Origin of the sequence: Sneathiella chungangensis (assembly GCF_009882935.1) — a bacterium.
Classification (GTDB): domain Bacteria; phylum Pseudomonadota; class Alphaproteobacteria; order Sneathiellales; family Sneathiellaceae; genus Sneathiella; species Sneathiella chungangensis.
Map to the genome: position 1 here is coordinate 327,673 of NZ_WTVA01000003.1, position 20,604 is coordinate 348,276.

General features: G+C 59.8%; 17 protein-coding genes. 11 read left to right on the forward strand and 6 right to left on the reverse strand.

Annotated features, from left to right (window positions below):
- Window positions 1–40: 40 nt before the first annotated feature.
- Complete coding sequence (locus GQF03_RS08630) at window positions 41–1,411, forward strand: formimidoylglutamate deiminase (protein WP_161338835.1); 1,371 nt, start codon at window positions 41–43, stop codon at window positions 1,409–1,411.
- 15 nt (window positions 1,412–1,426) lie between these two features.
- The gene (gene hutC, locus GQF03_RS08635) at window positions 1,427–2,161 is read left to right on the forward strand and encodes a histidine utilization repressor (RefSeq protein WP_161338836.1); all 735 of its coding nucleotides are present in this window, start codon (window positions 1,427–1,429) and stop codon (window positions 2,159–2,161) included.
- 2 nt (window positions 2,162–2,163) lie between these two features.
- On the opposite strand, the gene GQF03_RS08640 is transcribed toward hutC, so the two are convergent.
- Window positions 2,164–3,702, reverse strand: a complete 1,539-nt coding sequence (locus tag GQF03_RS08640) for a trimethylamine methyltransferase family protein (protein ID WP_161338837.1) — start codon at window positions 3,700–3,702, stop codon at window positions 2,164–2,166.
- A gap of 277 nt (window positions 3,703–3,979) precedes the next feature.
- On the opposite strand from GQF03_RS08640, the gene GQF03_RS08645 reads away from it, so the two are divergent.
- From GQF03_RS08645 to GQF03_RS08680, 8 genes are all read left to right on the forward strand, one after another.
- The gene (locus tag GQF03_RS08645; RefSeq protein WP_161338838.1) at window positions 3,980–6,418 is read left to right on the forward strand and encodes a GcvT family protein; all 2,439 of its coding nucleotides are present in this window, start codon (window positions 3,980–3,982) and stop codon (window positions 6,416–6,418) included.
- A gap of 141 nt (window positions 6,419–6,559) precedes the next feature.
- Window positions 6,560–7,246, forward strand: coding sequence for a corrinoid protein (locus GQF03_RS08650; protein WP_161338839.1), 687 nt, complete (start codon window positions 6,560–6,562; stop codon window positions 7,244–7,246).
- A 20-nt stretch (window positions 7,247–7,266) separates the two neighbouring features.
- Window positions 7,267–7,869, forward strand: a complete 603-nt coding sequence (locus GQF03_RS08655) for a DUF1638 domain-containing protein (RefSeq protein ID WP_206376278.1) — start codon at window positions 7,267–7,269, stop codon at window positions 7,867–7,869.
- A 4-nt stretch (window positions 7,870–7,873) separates the two neighbouring features.
- Window positions 7,874–8,176 (forward strand): virulence factor, encoded by a 303-nt coding sequence (locus GQF03_RS08660; protein ID WP_161338840.1) that lies wholly within the window; start codon window positions 7,874–7,876, stop codon window positions 8,174–8,176.
- Complete coding sequence (locus GQF03_RS08665) at window positions 8,176–8,715, forward strand: methylenetetrahydrofolate reductase C-terminal domain-containing protein (protein WP_161338841.1); 540 nt, start codon at window positions 8,176–8,178, stop codon at window positions 8,713–8,715. The genes GQF03_RS08660 and GQF03_RS08665 overlap by 1 nt, the downstream gene beginning before the upstream one ends.
- Window positions 8,712–9,800 carry a methylenetetrahydrofolate reductase gene (locus GQF03_RS08670; protein ID WP_161338842.1) on the forward strand — a complete coding sequence of 363 codons (1,089 nt, stop codon included), beginning with the start codon at window positions 8,712–8,714 and terminating at the stop codon, window positions 9,798–9,800. The genes GQF03_RS08665 and GQF03_RS08670 overlap by 4 nt, the downstream gene beginning before the upstream one ends.
- 91 nt (window positions 9,801–9,891) lie before the next feature.
- Window positions 9,892–10,794, forward strand: coding sequence for a methyltetrahydrofolate cobalamin methyltransferase (locus GQF03_RS08675; RefSeq protein ID WP_161338843.1), 903 nt, complete (start codon window positions 9,892–9,894; stop codon window positions 10,792–10,794).
- Window positions 10,787–12,832, forward strand: a complete 2,046-nt coding sequence (locus GQF03_RS08680; RefSeq protein ID WP_161338844.1) for an ASKHA domain-containing protein — start codon at window positions 10,787–10,789, stop codon at window positions 12,830–12,832. Before GQF03_RS08675 ends, GQF03_RS08680 begins: the two co-directional genes overlap by 8 nt.
- Here the strand turns inward: GQF03_RS08680 and GQF03_RS08685 are convergent.
- The 5 genes from GQF03_RS08685 to GQF03_RS08705 form a co-directional block, all read right to left on the reverse strand.
- Window positions 12,829–13,800 carry a GlxA family transcriptional regulator gene (locus GQF03_RS08685; protein ID WP_161338845.1) on the reverse strand — a complete coding sequence of 324 codons (972 nt, stop codon included), beginning with the start codon at window positions 13,798–13,800 and terminating at the stop codon, window positions 12,829–12,831. The two genes, GQF03_RS08680 and GQF03_RS08685, sit on opposite strands and share 4 nt — an antisense overlap.
- Before the next feature lie 141 nt (window positions 13,801–13,941).
- The gene (locus tag GQF03_RS08690; RefSeq protein ID WP_161338846.1) at window positions 13,942–15,450 is read right to left on the reverse strand and encodes a CHASE2 domain-containing protein; all 1,509 of its coding nucleotides are present in this window, start codon (window positions 15,448–15,450) and stop codon (window positions 13,942–13,944) included.
- Window positions 15,447–16,892 (reverse strand): M48 family metallopeptidase, encoded by a 1,446-nt coding sequence (locus GQF03_RS08695; protein WP_161338847.1) that lies wholly within the window; start codon window positions 16,890–16,892, stop codon window positions 15,447–15,449. Before GQF03_RS08695 ends, GQF03_RS08690 begins: the two co-directional genes overlap by 4 nt.
- Window positions 16,893–16,901: 9 nt before the next feature.
- Window positions 16,902–17,291: a hypothetical protein gene (locus GQF03_RS08700; protein WP_161338848.1), complete on the reverse strand. Its 390-nt coding sequence runs from the start codon at window positions 17,289–17,291 to the stop codon at window positions 16,902–16,904.
- Between the two features lie 119 nt (window positions 17,292–17,410).
- Window positions 17,411–19,105, reverse strand: coding sequence for a formate--tetrahydrofolate ligase (locus GQF03_RS08705; RefSeq protein ID WP_174238726.1), 1,695 nt, complete (start codon window positions 19,103–19,105; stop codon window positions 17,411–17,413).
- Between the two features lie 237 nt (window positions 19,106–19,342).
- Here GQF03_RS08705 and GQF03_RS08710 point away from each other — a divergent pair, with 237 nt between their 5' ends.
- On the forward strand, window positions 19,343–20,593 hold the full coding sequence (locus GQF03_RS08710) for a sarcosine oxidase subunit beta family protein (RefSeq protein ID WP_161338850.1): 1,251 nt from the start codon (window positions 19,343–19,345) through the stop codon (window positions 20,591–20,593).
- Window positions 20,594–20,604: the final 11 nt, after the last annotated feature.

Consider the following 20,604-nt stretch of genomic DNA (forward strand, 5'->3'; position numbering starts at 1 on the left):
TGAATTTGTATATACAAATTATTATGATAGGATTCGCTGTATGATCAAGCATTTTTTTGACGGAATACTCACCGTCGACGGCTGGCGGCAAAACCGGATCCTGGAAATCGCCGAAAGCGGGGAGATCCTGTCGATGGGAGACGGGCGCGCGGAGGCCGCCGATATCGTTCACAAGGGCTATGCGCTGCCCGGCATGGCGAATGTGCATTCCCATGCGTTCCAGCGGGCAATGGCCGGACTTGCGGAGATTGGCGGCCCCGGCGCCGACAGTTTCTGGAGCTGGCGGCAGGTGATGTATGACTTCGTCGGGAAAATCACGCCGGACCAGCTTGAGGCGATTGCCGGGCAGCTTTATCTCGAAATGCTGAAGGCGGGCTTCACCTCGGTCGGGGAGTTTCACTATCTTCATCATGACCGCGACGGCCGACCCTTTAAGGACCCCGCGGAGATGAGCGGGCGTATCCTCGCCGCCGCGGCGGAAATCGGGATCGGACTCACCCTCTTGCCGGTCCTCTATCGTTACAGCGGGTTCGGCGGTCAGGCGCCGCTCGATCATCAGCGCCGCTTTATCCTCGACGGGGAAGCCTATCTCCAACTGCTCGAAAAGCTGCAAGCCGCGGCGGCGGGGCAGCCCGCCGTCGTGATCGGCATGGCGCCGCATTCGCTTCGTGCCGTTGATCCCGCGCTCCTGACCGACGTGCGGGCCGGTGCGGGAGCGGAAAATCCCTGTCATATCCATATCGCGGAGCAGCAGAAGGAGGTTGCCGACTGCCTCGACTGGTCGGGGAAGCGCCCGGTGGAATGGCTGCTGGAGAATGTGGCGGTTGATGAGCGCTGGTGCCTGGTCCATGCGACCCATGTGACGGAAGCGGAGCGGCGGGCCATCGCCTCGTCTGGGGCGGTCGCGGGGCTCTGCCCGATTACCGAGGCCAATCTCGGCGACGGGATATTTCCGGCGGCGGCGTTCCTGAATGAGGGCGGACGCATCGCGCTTGGCTCCGACAGCAATATCTATGTCTCGCTTGCCGAAGAAATCCGGCTCCTTGAGTATGGCCAGCGGCTGACGTGCGGCGCCCGCAATGTCCTTGGCGATGCGGAAAATTCGACGGGAACGCGGATTTTTCTGGCCGCCCTCAACGGCGGGCATCAGGCGCTCGGGCGGCCCGGTCCGGCGGGCCTGCAGACCGGCGCAGTGGCCGATTTCGTGGTGCTCGATCCGGCGCATCCGGCGCTCGCGGGAAGGCCTGCGGAAAAAATTCCCGACAGCTGGCTTTTCGCGGGCGACAACGGCGTGGTAAAGGATGTCGCGGTCGGCGGCCGGATGGTGATCCAAAACCGCCGCCATGAACAGGAAGACCGTATTACCTGGCGGTTTCGCGCCGTCATGACGGAACTTGCGGCGACGGCTTAGGCAAGATGGCAGGATATGAATAATATAAACGAACTCGTAATCGACCGGTCGGGGCCGCTCTATCAGCAGATCAAGGACCTGATTCTCCGCAAGATCGGCAGCGGCGAATGGCGCGCGGGCGACAGGATCCCGACGGAGCATGCGCTGGTCGCCGAGCTAAAGGCCTCCCGCATGACCATCAACCGGGCGCTGCGCGAACTGACGCAGGAGGGGATTCTGGCGCGCCGTCAGGGCTCCGGCACCTTCGTGGCGCCGAGCAAGCTCGAATCAGGGCTGCTCGAGATCCGTAATATTGCGGCGCAAATTGCCGGACGCGGCGGCGTTCACAGCGCGGAGCTGCTGAGACTGGAAGAGATCGCGGTTCCGACTGCGCTCAAAGAGCTGATGGCCGGGCAGGGAAGCCGCATTTTCCACTGCCTGATGCTGCATTTCGAAAATGGCGTGCCGGTGGAGCTGGAGGACCGCTACGTCAATCCGGCGCTGGTGCCGGGCTTCATCCGGCAGGAATTTCGGGCCGAGACGCCGAGCGGCTTCCTGATCCGGACCATGCCCTACAGCCATGCCGATCACCGCATCAGCGCCGATATCCCGACCGCGGAGCAAAAGCGCCTGCTCCGCCTGAAAGAGGGGGAACCGGTCCTGACGCTGGAGCGGCATACCTGGGCCGGGGACGAGATGATCACCACCGTCCGGCTTTATCATCCGGGCAGCCGCTTCGCCTTTGGTGGGGCCTTCACGGCGGATCGCTAGGATCAGACGTTGGAATCGGGGAAGGACGCCTTGCGCTTTGCCATGAACTCCTTGAGCGCCTCATCAATGCCCTGATCGAGGGCGGGCGCCTGATAGTCATTCAGCATCTTCTTCCAGATGCCGTTGGCGCGCGTCGCCATGTCCTTGGAGCCGTCCGCCTGCCATTGCTCAACCGAGTTGTTATCGGCGGTGCGGGAGCGATAGAAGGCATCCTCGAAATTCGCCTGGGTATGGGCGCAGCCGAGGAAATGGCCGCCCGGCCCAACCTCCCGCACCGCATCCATGGCCTGGCCGTTCTCACTGACATCGATGCCGCGCGCGAGAACCTCCATCATCGCGCATTGATCGATATCCATCACAAACTTTTCGTAGGACGAACAAAGCCCGCCCTCCAGCCATCCCGCCGCATGGAGCGAGAAATTGACGCCAGAGAGAAGCGTCATCAGCAGGGTCTGCGCACTTTCATAGGCGGCTTGCGCGTCCGGCAGCTTGGAGGCCGTAAAGGACCCGCCGGAGCGGAAGGGCAGGTTCAAGCGCCGCGAAAGTTCTGCCGCGCCGTTGAGGACGAGACTGCTTTCCGGGGTGCCGAAGGTCGGCGCGCCCGACTGCATGGAAATGGAACTGACAAAGGTACCGAAGATGACCGGGGTGCCCGGCTTGATGATCTGCGTCAGCGCGCAGCCCGCCATGGCCTCGGCCAGCAGCTGCGAGAGCGTGCCCGCGCCGGAAACCGGGCTCATCGCGCCGGAGAGAATAAACGGCGAGACGACGCAGGCCTGATTATTCGCCGCGTAAGTATTGAGAGCCCCCAGCATGGTCGAGTCAAATGTCATGGGGGAGTTGGCATTGATCAGGTTCAGCATCACGCAGTTGTTCTGCACGAACTCCTCCCCGAAGACGAGGGCGGCCATATCCACGCTGTCCTGCGCCCGCTCCGGCGCGGTGACGGAGCCCATGAAAGGCTTGTCGGAATATTTGATATGGCTGTAGACCATGTCGAAATGCCGCTTGTTGACAGGCAAATCGACCGGTTCGCAGACCGTGCCGCCGGAATGATGCATGGCGGGCGCCATATAGGCGAGCTTCACGAAATTCTCGAAATCCTTGAGCGTGCCGTAGCGGCGGCCCTTGTCGAGGTCATGCACGAAGGGCGGGCCGTAGACCGGCGCGAAGACCGTGTTATTGCCGCCGATCTGCACATTATTGGCCGGATTGCGGGCATGTTGGGTAAACTCGGCGGGCGCGGTTTTGAGGAGTTGCTGGCAGAGGCCCTTCGGGAAATGCACCCGTTCGCCCTGCACATCGGCGCCGACGGACTTCCAGAGCTGAAGCGATTCCGGATCGTCGCGGAAATCAAGGCCGATTTCCTCAAGGATCGTGTCGGCATTTGCCTCGATGATCTCAAGCGCCTCATTGCTGGTGAGGTTGGTAATCGGGATATTCCGCCGGATATAGGGGATATGGCGGGCGGCGTTGCTTGCCCGGGCTTCCCGGCGCGCATCGCGCCCCCTCCGGCCGCTGCGGCCTTGTGCTGCACTCATGATTTCCTCCAGCTCTCCTAACCAGACAAAAGCGCTCGTATGGAATTATTAAATCCGATTGGCGGGGCGGGACTAGCCAATGCGCGTCTTTTTTTCCAATTTCTCTGGCGAATATAGAACAGTTTTCCGCCTGAGCTGCGGCGGGGGCGGGTCATGACGGCTAAGGAACAGCGAGCGTCGGAGCCCCGTTAGCGATTTAAAAGCGCAATCGCCACGGTGGACAGAATGAAAGTCAACGCCTCTCGATGACAGGGCAAGGGATTAAGGGGACGGATAAATGAAATCACATGCGCGGGTGGTCGTAATCGGGGGCGGCGTTGTCGGGGTCAGCACGGCCTATCATCTCACCAAGAAGGGCTGGTCCGATGTCGTCCTGCTGGAACGGACGGAATTGACTGCCGGATCGACCTGGCATGCGGCGGGTCTTCTCCCACTCTTTAACATGAGCTATGCCGTCGGGCAGATCCATAAATACAGCGTCGATCTCTATAAACGGCTCGAGGCCGAGACGGGCCAGAATGTCAGCTTCCATGTGACCGGTAATCTCCGTCTTGCGACGAACAGGGAGCGGATGGATGAATATCTCAAATATTGCGGCACCGCCAACACCATCGGGGTGCCCTATGAGATCATTACCCCTAAGGAAGTGAAGGAGCTCTGGCCACTGGCGGAGGTCGACGGGCTGGTCGGTGCGCTCTATCATCCCGACGACGGCCATATTGCGCCGGTGGACGTGACCAACGCCATGGCCATCGGGGCGCGCAACGGCGGCGCCGAGATCAACCGCCATACGGAAGTCCTCTCGATCGAGCAGCAGAAGAACGGCGAATGGCTGATCCGCACGAACAAGGGCGATATCACCGCCGAGCATGTGGTCAGTTGCACCGGCAACTACGCCCGTCAGACCCTTTCCATGGTCGGCCTTGATATCCCGGTCATCCCGGTTCAGCATCAATATATTGTCACCGACGAAGTGCCGGAACTACTCGAGCGGAAAAAGGCGGGCCTTCCCGAGATGGCGGTGCTGCGCGAGAGCGACGCCTCCTATTACCTCCGGGAGGAACGGCAAGGCTATATCCTAGGTCCCTATGAGAAGGGCGCGCCCGCCTGCTTCGTCGATGGGGTTCCGGACACTTTCGGTCAGGATCTCTTCCCGGGCGATCTCGAGCGGCTGATGCCGCATGTGGAGGCAGCGATCAAGCGTGTGCCAACCTTTGCCGAGGCCGGCATCAAGGATATCGTCAACGGCCCCATCGCCTATACGCCCGACGGCAGCCCGATGATCGGCCCCGCCTGGGGGCTCAAGAATTTCTGGATCAATGAGGGCCACAGCTTCGGCGTGACGGCGGCGGGCGGCTCCGGCTGGCAGCTCGCCGAATGGATCACCGAAGGCGAGCCCGGCATCGACATGATGGATGTCGATCCGCGCCGCTTTGGCGCCTATGCGACCAAGCCCTATACCAAGATCAAGAACGAGGAATGCTACGAGCATGTCTTCGTCATCCATTACCCCGATGAGGAGCGCCCGGCGGGCCGTCCGCTGAAAATGTCTCCCTGTCATGACCGTCTGGCGGCGCGCGGCGCGGTCTTCGGCCAGCGCTATGGCTGGGAACGGCCGAACTGGTTCGCGCCGAAGGGGGTCGAGGGCAAGGATGTCTGGAGCTTCCGCCGGTCCAACTATTTCGAGCATGTGGGGAACGAGGCGAAGAACACCCGCGAAAACGCCGGGCTCATCGATATCACCAGCTTCTCGAAATTCCAGGTCTCGGGACCGGGGGCGGAGGCCTATCTCGACCGTCTCGTCTGTCGCAAGCTGCCGAAGGGGATCGGGCGGATCAACCTCTCTCATGCGCTCAATAAGCGCGGCGGCATCCGCTCCGAATTCACCATCATGCGCGACGGGCCGGAAGCCTTCTATCTGGTGAGCTCCGGCGCGGCGGAACGCTTTGATCATGATTATCTGCTGAAGAACCTCCCCGATGACGGGTCCGTGCGGCTGGACAATGTAACGACCGCGCATGGGGTGCTGGTGCTTGCGGGACCAAAGTCGCGCGATATCCTTCAGAAAATTACCGATGCGGACCTTTCCAACAACGGCTTTAAATGGTTGACGGGGCAGCATATCACGGTCGGGCTCGCCCCCTGCCGCGCCATGCGGGTCAATTTCGTCGGCGATCTGGGCTGGGAGTTGCACCACCCGATCGAATATCAGAATCATATTTTCGATGCTATTGTCGCGGCGGGTGAGGAATATGGCCTTGGCATGTGCGGCATGCGCGCCATGGACAGCCTGCGCATGGAGAAGAATTACCGCATGTGGGGGCAGGACCTGACCCGCGAATATACGGTGTTCGAGGCGGGGCTGGAACGCTTCGTCCATCTCGATAAAGGCGATTTCATCGGCCGCGAGGCGCTGATCGCGCAAAAGGCGGCCGGCGTGCCGCAATCCTTCGTCTGCCTGGAGGTCGACGGGATCAAGGACGCGGACGCGCGCGGCAACGAACCGCTCTATGATGAGAATGGCAATATGGTCGGCCGGGCGACGGCCGGGGCCTATGGCCATTACGTCGGCAAAAGCCTGGCGCAGGGATATATCAAGGCCGGCATGGAGGCCATCGGCACCCGGCTCGAGATTGAAATCCTTGGGACGCGCTATCCCGCAACCGTCATCGAGGAATCGATTTTCGATCCCGAAAATGAACGGTTGAGGGCCTGAGAACCTGCGCCCTTGTTCCAATTTCGACAAAAGTGTCGCGGTAAAATTATTCCATGTCTGCGCGGGAATAGTTTTACCGCCCGGCTTATATGAAACTTTTCGTTAGATCGTCGTCAATTTTTGCAGTCAGTGGAGATTTCGATGGAAGATGATGATATTGACCTCTCGGCCCTGGATGACGGGGAACTCGTCGAACAGATGCATGATGACCTGTATGACGGGCTGGCGGATGAGATTTGCGAAGGGGTGAATATCCTTCTGGGGCGCGGCTGGGAACCTTACAGGGTCCTGACGGACGCGCTGGTTGAGGGAATGCGCATCGTCGGCATCGACTTCCGCGACGGTATCCTGTTCGTGCCCGAAGTGCTGCTGGCCGCCAACGCGATGAAGGCAGGCATGGCGATCCTGAAGCCGCTGCTCGCCGAAACCGGCGCGCCCAAGGCCGGCAAGATGGTCATCGGCACCGTCAAGGGCGACATCCACGATATCGGCAAGAATCTCGTGATCATGATGATGGAAGGCGCGGGCTTCGAGGTCATCGACCTTGGCATCAACAATCCGGTCGAGAAATATCTCGAGGCGCTGGAGGAACATAAGCCCGACATCATTGGCATGTCGGCGCTGCTCACCACCACCATGCCCTATATGAAGGTCGTCATCGATACCATGAAGGAGAAGGGTATCCGCGACGATTACATCGTCATGGTCGGCGGAGCGCCGCTGAATGAGGAATTTGCCGAGAGTGTCGGCGCTGATGCCTATGGACGGGACGCCGCGATGACGGTGGAGATTGCCCAGAAAATGGTCGCGGAGCGTCGCGCAGCCTGACCCCTTTGCCCGGGAGCGTGATGATGACAGTTGCGCGGAAAAAAACCCTGCTGATTGCCTGCGGCGCGCTGGCGGAGGAATGCTTCGCCGTGATCCGCAGCAATGGCTGGGAGCATATGGAGGTGACCTGCCTGCCTGCCAAGCTGCATAACCGCCCGGCGCTGATACCGGAGGCCATGCGGGCGAAGATCCATGAAAATCGCGACCGCTTCGATCAGATTCTCGCGCTCTATGGCGACTGCGGTACGGGCGGCCAGCTCGACAAGATGCTGGAGGAAGAAGGCGTCGAGCGGATCGCCGGCGCCCATTGCTACGAATTCTACACGGGCGCGAAGGCGTTCGAGGCGATTGCCGATGCGGAGCCGGCGACCTTCTATCTCACCGATTTCCTCGCCCGGCATTTCGACCGGCTGATTATCGAAGGACTCGGCATTGACCGGCATCCGGAGCTCCTGCCGCTCTATTTCGGCAATTACGAGAAACTTCTCTATCTCTCCCAGATTGAGAATGCGGAGCTGCAGGAAAAGGCCCGCCGGGCGGCGGAGCGACTCTCTCTCAAATACGAATATCGTTTCACCGGGCTTTCCGGCCTTGGCGATTTTTTGAGCCGGAAGGCGGGATAGGACCATGGCGCAACTGACTATTCTTTACTGGCGCGATATCCCCTCGCAGATCGTTGTGAAGGAGGGGCGCAAGAACGCCAAGGTCATGCTCTCCGACCGCTTTCAGGAGGCGATCGACATGGCGGCGATGCGTGACAAGGCCCATGAATCGGACGCCTATCTCGAGGGCTGGCGCAAGGGCGATGCCGAGGCGGTCGCGGGCGATCTGGAGGCTCTTGCCACCGACCGCGCGGCGGCGATTGAGGCGGAATTCGACGCGGCGGCGCTGCGCGCGTTGGTCGTTTCCGGCGGCCGGAAGGAGGGCTGATGCCGAGATCCGCCTATCAGCCCGCGAGCCGCAGCCCCGTCACCCGCAGCCGCGCCTTCTATTCGGTGCGGCTCTGGTCCGTGCGCCATTCCCGCGGCCTTGAACGCATCTACAAGCTTCTGGCGGGTATTTTCCTGAAGCTGCATCCCTTCTGGACCTTTGTTGGGTACAAGCGCGCCGAAAAGCCTGTCGTGCTGGTCGAGAAGGCGGTGAAAAGCTTCCTTTTCGATTGCCGCATGTGCGGCCAATGCGCATTGAGCGATACCGGCATGTCCTGCCCGATGAACTGCCCGAAATCGCTCCGCAACGGGCCCTGCGGCGGGGTGCGGGCAAACGGCAACTGCGAGGTTGAGCCGGACATGCCCTGTGTCTGGGTCGAGGCCTGGAAGGGCAGCCGCCATATGCGCGCGGGCGACAATATCCTGAAAGTCCAGCCGCCGGTCGATCATTCCTGGCGCGGCTCCTCCGCCTGGCTGCGGGCAACCGCCGAGGCGGCCGAAGAGAAGGCCGCTGCGAAGGAAGGGGCCCCGACGTCATGACGGCCGCCGCACATGATCATGGCGCACAGCTTCCGCCCCTTCCCGGTCATACCTCCCGTGGCCGGCTGGAGAGGGTGCTGCGGGCCGGGGAGTTCGCCGTCACCGCCGAGCTTAACCCGCCCGACAGCGCCGATCCGAACGAGGTGTTCGAGCGCGGCGCCGTCTTCGACGGCTGGGTCGACGGGATCAATGCGACGGACGGCTCCGGCGCCAATTGCCATATGTCCTCGGTCGGGATTTGCGCGCTGTTAACCCGTGTCGGCTATTCGCCGGTGATGCAGATTTCCTGTCGCGACCATAACCGCATTGCCATTCAGGGGAACGTCCTTGGCGCCGCCGCCATGGGGGTGAACAACATCCTCTGCCTGACCGGCGACGGGGTGCAGGCGGGCGATCAGCCGGGGGCGAAGCCGGTCTTCGATCTCGACAGCATGTCGCTGCTCCGGACGATCCGGCAGATGCGCGACGAGGGACGGTTTCTCTCCGGCCGCAAGATCACCTCGCCGCCGCAGGTTTTTCTGGGCGCCGCGATCAATCCCTTCGCGCCGCCCTATGACTTCCGCCCGCATCGTCTTGCGAAAAAGATCGAGGCCGGGGCGCAGTTCGTGCAAAGCCAGTATTGCTTCGATATCGTGATGCTGGAGCGGTACATGGAGATGGTCCGCGATATGGGCCTTGACGAGCAATGCTTCATCCTGATCGGTGTCGGGCCGCTCGCCTCCGCGCGGGCCGCGAAATGGATCCGCGCCAACGTCCCCGGCATCCATATTCCCGACGCCGTCATCGAACGGCTGGAAGGGGCGGCGGACCAGAAGCTGGAGGGCAAGAAAATCTGCATCGAAATGCTCCAGCAGGTGCATGAGATGAAGGGCGTCTCCGGTGCCCATGTGATGGCCTACCGGCAGGAAGAACTGGTCGCCGAAATCGTCCATGAATCCGGGGTTCTGAAGGGCCGCAGGCCCTGGAAACGCGAGAACAACCCGGATTTCGAGGCGGTGAGCGGCGCCTTCGAGAGCGTGAAGGAGCAGATCCGCCATCCCGTCGATCCGGCCGAAGCGGTCGCTGCCGTTTCCGAGGAACATTAAGTCGTTCTTGGGCAAGAGGGAACTGCCTCCTGTCCTTTAATGGAAGATGGATGACAACCGGCGAAAGCCCCGCAATTCAAGGTAACTCACTATGACGGATACGCGCATTTCATCAGCCACCAGAGAAGTCATCATCGGATTTGACCGTCCGTTCGTGATCATCGGTGAGCGCATCAACCCGACAGGGCGCAAACTTCTCGCCGAGGAGATGAAAAACGGCGATTACAGCCGTGTCGAGGCGGACGCACTGGCCCAGGTTGCGGCGGGCGCCCATATGCTCGATGTGAATGCCGGTATCCCGCTCGCCGATGAGCCGCGCATCCTCGCTGAAACCGTCAAGCTGGTGCAGAGCCTCACGGACGTGCCGCTCTCCATCGATAGTTCCATCGTCGCGGCGCTTGAGGCCGGCCTCGCCGTCTATCAGGGCAAGGCGCTGGTAAACTCCGTAACCGGGGAGGAGGAGCGGCTGGAAACCGTGCTGCCACTGGTCAAGAAGCATGGCGCGGCGGTTGTCGCGATCTCCAATGACGAGAGCGGCATATCCGAGGATCCGGATGTCCGCTTCGCCGTCGCCAAGAAGATCGTTGAACGGGCGCAGGATTACGGGATTTCCCCGGCCGATGTCGTTGTCGATCCGCTGGTCATGCCCGTTGGCGCGCTCAATGACGCCGGGCGGCAGGTCCTGACGCTCGTCCGCCGCCTGCGCGACGAGTTGAAGGTCAACACGACCTGCGGTGCCTCCAACTTCAGCTTCGGGCTGCCCAACCGCCATGGCATGAATGCGGCGTTTTTGTCCATGGCGATCGGCGCCGGCATGACCTCGGCGATTACCAATCCGCTGCATGAGCCGGAAATGGCCGCCATCAAGGGCGCCAATGTGGTGATGGGGCGCGACCCGAACTGCGTGAAGTGGATCAAGACCTTCCGCGAACCCGCTGCCGAGGGCAGCGAGGAGGCCCGCCGGGCGGGCCGGCGACGGAGACGCAATGCCTGACCGCCTGATTACCAAGGAAAAGACCCATCTGATCGCTTTCATGCCGTCGGGCAAACGGGGCCGCTTTCCGCATGGTACCCCGGTTCTGGAGGCTGCCCGCGCCCTCGGTGTCGATATCGACAGTGTCTGCGGCGGACGCGGCATTTGCGGCCGTTGCCAGGTCGATATGACCGTCGGCCGCTTTTCCAAGCACGGGGTTACCAGCCGCGCTGGCTCACTCTCCGCCTTCAACGATGTCGAGGAAAAATACCGGGAGCGCCGCAACCTCAAGGAGGGACGGCGGCTTAGCTGCCAAGCGCTGCTCAATGGTGACGCGGTCATCGATGTTCCCGCCACCAGCCAGGTCCATAAGCAGGTTGTCGTCAAGCAGGCGGATGATCGCAAGATCGAGATGGACCCGGCGATCCGGCTGCATTTCGTCCAGGTGCTGGAGCCGGACATGCATAACCCGACCGGCGATTTCGAGAGGCTTTGCCTCGCCCTCAAGCAGCAATGGGGGCTCGATGGCCTCGAATGCGACCTGCGCACCCTGCGGGCACTGCAAAAGGTGCTGCGGGCGGGCAACTGGAGCGTGACCGTCGCCGTCCACCGGGAGCGGCGCATCACGAAAGTCTGGCCGGGCTTCGCCAATCAGGCCTACGGCATCGCCGTCGATGTCGGCTCTACCACCATCGCCATGCATCTGTGCGATCTCTCCACCGGGGCGGTCATCGCCTCCGCTGGTATGATGAACCCGCAGATCCGCTATGGCGAGGACCTGATGAGCCGGGTCTCCTATGTGATGATGAACCCGGGCGGGGAGAAACTGCTGACCGAGGCGGTGCGCTCTGGCATCAACGATCTGATCGCCGAAGTGAGTGAGGCCGCCAAGGTCGATCCCGACGATATCCTGAACGCGGTCTTCGTCGGCAATCCGATCATGCATCACCTGCTGCTCGGCATCGATCCGACGGAACTCGGCGGCGCGCCTTTCGCGCTTGCCACCAATTCGGGGATGATCGTCTGGGCGAGTGAGGTCGGGATGATTTCCAACCCCGATTGCCGGGCCTATTTCCTGCCCTGCATCGCGGGCCATGTCGGCGCGGATACGGCGGCGGTGATCCTGTCCGAGGCACCGCATCTGCAGGAACAGATGACCCTGATCATCGATGTCGGCACCAATGCCGAGATTGTGCTCGGCAACAACGAACGGTTGCTCGCGGCCTCCTCGCCGACGGGACCGGCCTTCGAGGGGGCGCAGATTTCCTGTGGCCAGCGGGCGGCCGCGGGCGCGATCGAGCGGGTGCGCATTGATCCCGAAACGCTGGAACCGCGCTTCAAGGTCATCGGCTCCGATCTCTGGTCCGATGAGGAAGGGTTTGAGGCGGAGACGAAAAAGATCGGCGTTACCGGTATTTGCGGCTCCGGTATTATCGAGGTGATCGCCGAAATGTATCTTGCGGGCATTCTCAGTTCCGATGGCGTGATCGATGGCGCGATGGCGGCGAAAAGTCCACGAATTGTCGCCGATGGCCGCACCTTCTCCTATGTGATCCGTGACGGCGAGAACGAGATCAAGATCTACCAGACCGACGTGCGGGCGATTCAGCTCGCCAAGGCGGCGCTCTATGCGGGCGCGAAGCTGTTGATGGATAAGCTCGATCTGGAAAAGGTGGACCGTATCCAGCTGACCGGCGCCTTCGGCAGCCATATCGACACCAAATACGCCATGGTGCTCGGCATGATCCCCGATTGCGATCTTGAGGAAGTGAAGGCCGTCGGCAACGCGGCCGGGGTCGGCGCCCGCATCGCGCTCCTCAACAATTCGGCTAGGAACGAGATCGAGGAGTTGGTGAAGTCGGTCGAGAAAATCGAGACGGCGGTCGAGCCGAAATTCCAGCAATATTTCGTCGAGGCGATGGCCATCCCCCATAAAACCGCGCCCTATCCGGAACTCTCCAAGGCGGTCAAGCTGCCGGCGCCGAAAATGCTCTCCGATACCTCTGGTGAAGGGGGGCGTCGCCGTCGCCGCCGCGGCATGGAGACAGTGGCGGATTAGTGGCGGACGCGCCGCTCGTCGCTCGGCGTGCGGCCAAAATGCTCCCGGTGACATTTCGAGAAATGCGAGGCCGAGACGAAGCCGCAGGCAAGCGCCACCTCGATGATCGGCAGGCTCGTCTGGGTCAGGAGATAGCGCGCCCGGTCCAGCCGGAGCCCGAGATAATAGCGGGTCGGTGAATAATCGAGATATTTCTGGAACAGCCTTTCAAGCTGCCGGGTGGACAGCCCGACTTTGGTCGCGAGATCGCTGCAGCTCAAGGGCTCCTCGAGATTTTCCTCCATGCAGGCGATCGCGGCGAGCAGTTTCGGATGCGAGATGCCGAGACGCGCCCGCAGCTCCATCCGCTGGCGTTCCGTTCCCTCGCGGATGCGATGATAGATGAGCTGGTCGGCGACGGCGAGCGCGAGTTCCTGGCTGGTCTCCTTGGCGATCAGGCTCAGCATCATGTCGAGCGATGCCGTCCCGCCGGCGCAGGTATAGCGGTTGCGGTCGATCTCGAAAAGTTCCGAGGTGATGTCGAGATCGGGGAAATCCTCGATAAAGCCGGAGAGGTTCTCCCAATGGATGGTGCAGCGGTAGCCCTTCAGCAGCCCGGCCTTCGCCAGCACATGCGGGCCCGTGCAGATGGCGCCCAGACTGGACCCGTGGGAGGACAGGCGGCGCAGGGTGGAGATGATCTGCGGTTCCGTATGTTTGTGGATATTGATACCGCCGCAGGTGAAGACTGTGGGAAGCGCGGGCATGTCCGAAATGCTTCCCTGCACCGAAAATTCAATTCCGGCGGAGCTGACGGCAGGCTTGCCATCGACAGAAAAACATTCCCAGCTATAGATCGTTTCCTTGGCCAGCCGGTTGGCGATCCTGAGCGGTTCGACAGCCGAAATGAATGCAAGCGATGAAAATTCGGGAAGCAGGCAGAACCCGATCCTGTGCCTGATGCCCCCGGAATTCGATTTACCGTTCAAATTTGCGACTTCCAGCAAAAATCACCCTGTTTTCTAAACGCTACTTCAGATGCCGAAAAAGACAAACATTTTTTGTACATCTGTCGGCAAAAAAGCCCGCCTGACAGCTGTCCCTTGCCACTAGCTGCCGCAACGGGAAGGCTACCTTCTCAGTGAGAGGAATTGAACGACACCGACAATTGCCAGAATGGCCATCCAATTGACCGGTGCGATGCGGAAGAATCCCATTTCAACGTAGAGGCTGACGCCGAGAAGAACGGCGCCTAACAGCAGGACCTCCAACAGGAGAATGAGGGCGATCTTCACCCAGCGTAACCAAATTCTTCTTCCGGAATGATTTTTGTAGAATGCCAGTAAAAAAAGAAATACATGCTTTATATGGACGAATGGATTATTCGTGGTTTCGTATTCGTACTTCACCTTCTTGTATTTCTTGTCCAGGAAAATTTGCACATAGGGCGTGAGATAATGGGCGAGGAGGAAGTACAGGAGGAGGATCACGACAAGCGTCGCCACCTCCAGGACGTCCGCCGTTATGGGCAGATAGTCGTTCGCCCGGCTCCCGGTCAGGGACAGGTAATCAGACCCCCATTCAATCAGATTCTCCAAGGCCATGGCGTGAATAAAGACGCCGGGGATATCATTCGTCGTGGTTGGCGGCTTGACCGTGTCCTGAATACCTTCAAGGTTAAAACCATAGAAAACCACGCGGCCCTTCAGGGCCTCGTCGATCCGATTGTCGGGATCTTTAATGAAATAATGCGCGGGCAACCAGGGTTGCGGCGGACAGCTGGATTCCGGCTCCAGATCCAGAATGCTGTCGACAATATAATCGAGCGGGCCATCATCCAGATGAGCTCGCGTGCATTCAACGGCTTCAAACGGCTCTCCCTTATCCAGTTGGAAGACTTTTGAATTATCGGGCACGCGCGAAGACCAGAAAACCCACATTTCCCTGGCGGACTCTTCGAGATTTTTCCTGGTGTCGCAGCTGGCCGGCGCTTCGGCCGTTTCGTCACGTTTGCGGTTGTTGCAAAAGGCCTCAAACGCCTCGATCGCAATGGAGGGGGCGGCGTTCTCCTCGTCTTTCGGGTAAAGCGCATAACGGAAGGCAGAGTGACCGCCACTCTCCGACCAGCCGGCGGCCTGCGTAACATGGTCTTCCAGATCGGAAATGATACCTGTTTTCCCATAGGCGGAAAAAGATCCACGGGCCACAATGATCGGAATATTCAAGTCATTCTTGGCGTAGGAAAAGGTCGCCACCAAATCATCCAGGGATTTATCCTGACGTCTGTCCACCAATAGGAAATCAAGGACAACCGCCGCAGGCTCGGCCTTCAAAATCCGGCGGATGACGTCACTGTGAAACTCGAAGGGGGGCGGCCAGGTAAGATTGTCTTCGTTGAGGCTCTTCTGGTTAATGATCACCACGAACGTGGATTTTTTCGCGACCTCGCTATCGGGATAAAATCTGGAACCAAGTAACCGGGTAAAATAACCATAGGACAATTCATCGGTCGGTTTCTCGATGGCCTCGGGCGTGATCAGGACGAGGATCACGGACATGACGATGGCGAACAGTAATTTTAGAAATTGCGCAAGTTTCGGGCCCGGCATAACCTTGAATGCCCGTTTGGGCCGACTCATTGACAGAGATCTCGACTTTGCGGATGCTTGGCGACACAGGCGAGACGGAAGCCGGTGACTTCCTGTTTTTTACCGAGAACCTGCCCAAGCTCAATGGCCTCCCTGAAGGTCGCGAGCGGCCAGTCATAATATTCCCCGACTTCCTTCGTGCGATCGAAGGCCTCCTCATTCTGGCGCGTTTGCTTCAACCATTGAATGCGGTTCATTTCCATCGGGCCCGGAAGGAATCCGTCGGTATTCTCGGTCAGCTCGAGATTTTTCAGCGCCAGCTCATACGCGCCCTTGTATTCCCGCACCAGGGACATGGTCTGGCGGGTATAGGGATGGTTCTGCGTGCTGCCGGAAATCGTCCAGCGGGCGGTGCTCTCCAGTTCGGCGAATTGCGCCGCGGATAGTTTCGGCTCGCTCACCAGCGTTCGCCGGATTTCAAATGCCTTTTTGTACTTGTCCAGAATCTCCTGGTTGGCGGCGACGACACTTGCAAATTCAGCCTTGGTAAGATCCCGAAAAGCGGCTTCGGAATATTCCCGCTCGGTATATTCAAAGACGTCCTGCATGCGTTCCTGGGCATCCGGATGCTCTTTCGCGACTGTCGTCTGGAGATCCTTAAACGCGGTTTGTATCGATTCTACGAGATTGAATTTGTCGTTGTTCTTTGAGGAATGGTTTTCCGCGAGGATTTCCTTTTCGAGCGCATTGCGTTCGACCTCGAAACTGGCTTCGAACTGCTTTTCATACTCGTCGATGATTGTCAGGGCTTTGAGGGACTCGTTCGGATTGTAGCCCGCCGCGACCATCAGATCGACGCCCAGCCGGTCGGCTTCCGCTTCATTTTGCCGGCTCCAGAATGGCAACAAGACGTCCCGCGCCATCAGGTCCGTCCCATATAGCCGGATTCCCTTGCCGGAATGGGGGTTCTTTCCGGCCTGACCGACCGCGATGTCGGCGGCCGTCACCAGATAGGGATGCATCGTCGTAAACAGGTCCGAGGTAAAATGCTGCAGCAACAGATGGGAATATTCATGGGCAATAATGAAGGCAATCTGGTCTTCGTTTTCCAGATAGTCGAAGAGACTGTGATTGAGGAAAATCGTGCCGCTTTTCACGGTGATGGCCCCCGGGTTCATATTTGCCCCGATTTGAATTTCCGGCTGCAATGGCACTTTCGGGCCGTTTTCGACAATCTTGGTCAGTATTGTCTGGGCGTAGAGGCGCAGGCTGTCGTCCGGAATTGTCCCAAGCGAATTCAGATAGATATTGCGTGTATCCTGCGTCGTCGTCAGATCGCCGGTTTCATATGATTTGGCGGTAAAATCATATTCTTCGACGAATTTTCCCTCCTTGCTGGTCTGGTCAAACGCGCCGACATAGGGAAGATCATCGATTGATACGCAGCCCACCATGAAACTGCTGAGAAGTATTACGGAGGTGAATTTTTTCATTGGGCCAACTCAATTCTTTTTGCAGGTGGATCGATCACCCAGACCTTTACCGCTCTGGCCCGTTTTGGCGACCGCCGTTGACTCGCAGGCTATTTCAACTTTCCTGTCAATCTTCGGCAACGTCACCCTGGTGCTTTTAACCCATACGGGCTTTTCATAATTCTGGAGGCGGATTTTGTGCATGCCATTGGAAGAGGTGTCGATATACAGGACGGTTGGCGGAAATTCGGACGGCATGATCGTGTCGACAATTTCCGCGTCTCTCGATGCCTCGGAATAGAGTTTAAGGTTGAGGCCTGGTAAACTCACTACCGCCGGAGTCATATCTTCGGCCATCGCTTTCGCCGCCGCGAAGGGCAGCAACATAACCATGGCGATTATAAACCATCTTTTAAGCATCTCTCCAAATTCCCCCCAGAACGAGAGCGTCCCTTTCATCCCTACAGGAATATGGTCATGTTTTCAATGGTAAATAAGATAGAAGTTATATAGGGCTAGGCGGTTCGCCGACCTCTCTTCTAGAAGAGGCCGACAATTTCGCCCGCCTCGTTTACGTCGATTGAATTTGCGGCGGGAATGCGGGGCAGGCCCGGCATCGTCATGATATTGCCGCAGACCGCGACGACGAATTCCGCCCCGCCGGAGATGCGCACCTCGCGGATCGGCACCACATGATTGCTGGGCGCGCCCTTGAGGTTCGGATCCGTCGAGAAGCTGTATTGCGTCTTGGCGATGCAGACCGGATAGTGACCGAAGCCGCCGTCCTGCAGCTCCTTGAACTGGTCGCGCACCTTCTTGTCGGCGATAATGCCCTGCGCGCCATAGAGCGTTTGCGCGACCGTGCGCACCTTGTCCCAGAGCGGCAGCGCGTCGTTATAGAGCGGGGCGTAATTGCTGCCGTTCTGGTCAATTTTCTTAACCACCGCCTTGGCGAGATCCTTTGCGCCCGCGCCGCCATTGCCCCAGTGATCGGATTCGATCGCATCGACGCCAAGCTCGGCGCAGATCTGCCGGACCTGGTCGACCTCTTCCTTGGTATCGGCCGAGAATTTATTGATGGCGACAATGACGAGCAGGCCGAATTTCTTCAAATTCTCCACATGGCGGGAGAGATTTTCGGCGCCGTCGATGACCGCCTTGACATTCTCCTTGCCCAGATCCTCCTTGGCGACGCCGCCATGCATCTTGAGCGCCCGGATCGTCGCGACGACGACGGCGATTTCCGGCTTCAGCCCGGCCTTGCGGCATTTGATATCGAGGAATTTCTCGGCCCCGAGATCGGCGCCGAAGCCGGCCTCCGTCACCACATAATCGGCGAGCTTGAGCGCCGTCTTGGTTGCCAGCACGCTGTTGCAGCCATGGGCGATATTGGCGAACGGCCCGCCATGGATAAAGGCGGGGTTGTTTTCGAGCGTCTGCACGAGGTTCGGCTGGAACGCATCCTTCAGGAGCACCGTCATCGCCCCATGGGCGTCGAGATCCTTCGCGAACACCGGCTTCTTTTCGCGGGTATAGCCGACGATGATATTGCCAAGGCGGCGCTTCAAATCGTCGATATCGGTCGCGAGGCAGAAGATCGCCATCACCTCGGAGGCGACGGTGATATCGAAATGATCCTCGCGCGGGAAACCGTCGGCGATGCCGCCAAGGCTGTTGACGATATTGCGCAGCGCCCGGTCATTCATGTCGACGACGCGCCGCCAGATGATCCGCCGCTCATCCAGGCCGAGCTGATTGCCCCAGTAGATATGATTGTCGACCAACGCCGCCAGCAGGTTGTTGGCGACACCGATCGCATGGAAATCGCCGGTGAAATGCAGGTTGATATCGGTCATCGGCACGACTTGCGCATAGCCGCCGCCCGCGGCGCCGCCCTTCATGCCGAAGCAGGGGCCGAGGGACGGTTCGCGCAGGCAGATGATCGCCTTCTTGCCGATGCGGTTGAGCCCGTCGCCGAGCCCGACGGTCGTCGTGGTCTTGCCTTCACCTGCCGGGGTCGGGGTCATGGCGGTCACCAGGATCAGCTTGCCGTCCGGCTTTTTCTCGAGCGTTTTGATATAGTCGAGCGAGAGCTTCGCCTTGTAATGGCCATATGGTTCCAGCTTGTCGGCGTCGATCCCGAGACTGTCCTTCGCCACCTCCGCGATCCGCTTCATCTTGGCGGCCTGCGCGATTTCGATATCACTTTTGGGATTCTTATGTTGGTCCGTCATCGCTTGTCGCCCTCCCTCAAAAGCCGCTAACATCTGATATTCCAACCGTTTCAGTCACAGTGGCGGCAGGCCCGACCGGCGGCTATTCATAAAACGACATTTATTCTTCAACATGCGGAGCGGGCGCGGCGGAGAAAAGCGAATGTCGCTAATTTTCTACTAAATGACCGTTTGCGACAGATATGCAGATCGTTAAGATGGCAGTTTCCGAAGGTCCGGACCGAGCGAGGAATCTCCATGGTGAAATATTCCATTTTCACGATCGCGCGAAATGCGCTGACCAGCCACAAGAACTGGCCGAAGCAGTGGCGCAGCCCGGAGCCGAAATCCTCCTATGACGTGATCATCATCGGCGGCGGCGGCCATGGCCTCGCGACGGCCTATTATCTCGCGAAGGAACATGGCATGCGCAATATCGCCGTGCTCGAAAAGGGCTGGCTTGGGGGCGGCAATACGGCGCGGAACACGACCATTGTCCGCTCCAACTATCTCTGGGATGAAAGCGCGGCGATCTATGAGAAATCCTTGCAGCTCTGGGAAGGGCTCGCGCAGGATATCAACTATAATGTGATGCTGAGCCAGCGCGGCGTGCTCAATCTCGCCCACAGCCTCGGTGATGTCCGCGAAGGGGTGCGGCGGGTCAATGCCAACCGCCTCAATGGCGTCGATGCGGAATGGCTGGATGCGGAAGGGGTGAAGGACTTCTGCCCGATCATCAATATCTCCAAAACCGCGCGCCATCCGGTCCTTGGCGCAACGTTGCAGCGGCGCGGCGGTGTCGCCCGGCATGACAGCGTGGCCTGGGGCTATGCCCGCGCGGCGGATGCCCTCGGCGTCGACATTATCCAGAACTGCGAAGTCACCGGCATCAAGCGCGAGGGCGGCAAAGTGACGGGCGTCGAGACAACGCGCGGCGATATCGCGGCCAAGAAAATCGGCGTGGTCGCGGCGGGCCACAGCTCCGTCATTGCGGAGATGGCGGGCATCCGCCTGCCGGTCACTAGCCATCCCTTGCAGGCGCTCGTCTCCGAACCGATCAAGCCGGTGATCGACTGCGTCGTCATGTCGGGGGCGGTGCATGTCTATGTCAGCCAGTCGGACAAGGGGGAACTGGTCATGGGGGCGGGGATCGACAGCTTCAATTCCTATGCCCAGCGAGGCAGCTTCCATGTGATCGAGCATCAGCTCGGCGCTTGCCTCGAACTCTTCCCGATTTTCAGCCGGGTCCGCATGATGCGAAGCTGGGGCGGCATCGTCGATACCTGCCCCGACGCCTCGCCGATCCTCTCCGGCACCTCCGTGGAGGGGCTCTATTTCAACTGCGGCTGGGGCACGGGCGGGTTCAAGGCCACGCCGGGATCAGGCTGGTGCTTCGCCTATACGCTCGCGAACGACGCGCCGCATCCGCTCAATGCACCCTTCAGCCTCTCGCGGTTCGAGAGCGGGGCGCTCATCGATGAACATGGCGCCGCCGGCGTCGCCCATTAGGAGGGATAGAG

Bases quoted from the DNA above. Each gene is read 5' to 3' on its own strand.
- GQF03_RS08630 (WP_161338835.1), top strand. From the start codon at position 41: ATGATCAAGCATTTTTTTGACGGAATACTCACCGTCGACGGCTGGCGG.
- hutC (WP_161338836.1), top strand. From the start codon at position 1,427: ATGAATAATATAAACGAACTCGTAATCGACCGGTCGGGGCCGCTCTAT.
- GQF03_RS08640 (WP_161338837.1), bottom strand. From the start codon at position 3,702: ATGAGTGCAGCACAAGGCCGCAGCGGCCGGAGGGGGCGCGATGCGCGC.
- GQF03_RS08645 (WP_161338838.1), top strand. From the start codon at position 3,980: ATGAAATCACATGCGCGGGTGGTCGTAATCGGGGGCGGCGTTGTCGGG.
- GQF03_RS08650 (WP_161338839.1), top strand. From the start codon at position 6,560: ATGGAAGATGATGATATTGACCTCTCGGCCCTGGATGACGGGGAACTC.
- GQF03_RS08655 (WP_206376278.1), top strand. From the start codon at position 7,267: ATGATGACAGTTGCGCGGAAAAAAACCCTGCTGATTGCCTGCGGCGCG.
- GQF03_RS08660 (WP_161338840.1), top strand. From the start codon at position 7,874: ATGGCGCAACTGACTATTCTTTACTGGCGCGATATCCCCTCGCAGATC.
- GQF03_RS08665 (WP_161338841.1), top strand. From the start codon at position 8,176: ATGCCGAGATCCGCCTATCAGCCCGCGAGCCGCAGCCCCGTCACCCGC.
- GQF03_RS08670 (WP_161338842.1), top strand. From the start codon at position 8,712: ATGACGGCCGCCGCACATGATCATGGCGCACAGCTTCCGCCCCTTCCC.
- GQF03_RS08675 (WP_161338843.1), top strand. From the start codon at position 9,892: ATGACGGATACGCGCATTTCATCAGCCACCAGAGAAGTCATCATCGGA.
- GQF03_RS08680 (WP_161338844.1), top strand. From the start codon at position 10,787: ATGCCTGACCGCCTGATTACCAAGGAAAAGACCCATCTGATCGCTTTC.
- GQF03_RS08690 (WP_161338846.1), bottom strand. From the start codon at position 15,450: ATGAGTCGGCCCAAACGGGCATTCAAGGTTATGCCGGGCCCGAAACTT.
- GQF03_RS08695 (WP_161338847.1), bottom strand. From the start codon at position 16,892: ATGAAAAAATTCACCTCCGTAATACTTCTCAGCAGTTTCATGGTGGGC.
- GQF03_RS08700 (WP_161338848.1), bottom strand. From the start codon at position 17,291: ATGCTTAAAAGATGGTTTATAATCGCCATGGTTATGTTGCTGCCCTTC.
- GQF03_RS08705 (WP_174238726.1), bottom strand. From the start codon at position 19,105: ATGACGGACCAACATAAGAATCCCAAAAGTGATATCGAAATCGCGCAG.
- GQF03_RS08710 (WP_161338850.1), top strand. From the start codon at position 19,343: ATGGTGAAATATTCCATTTTCACGATCGCGCGAAATGCGCTGACCAGC.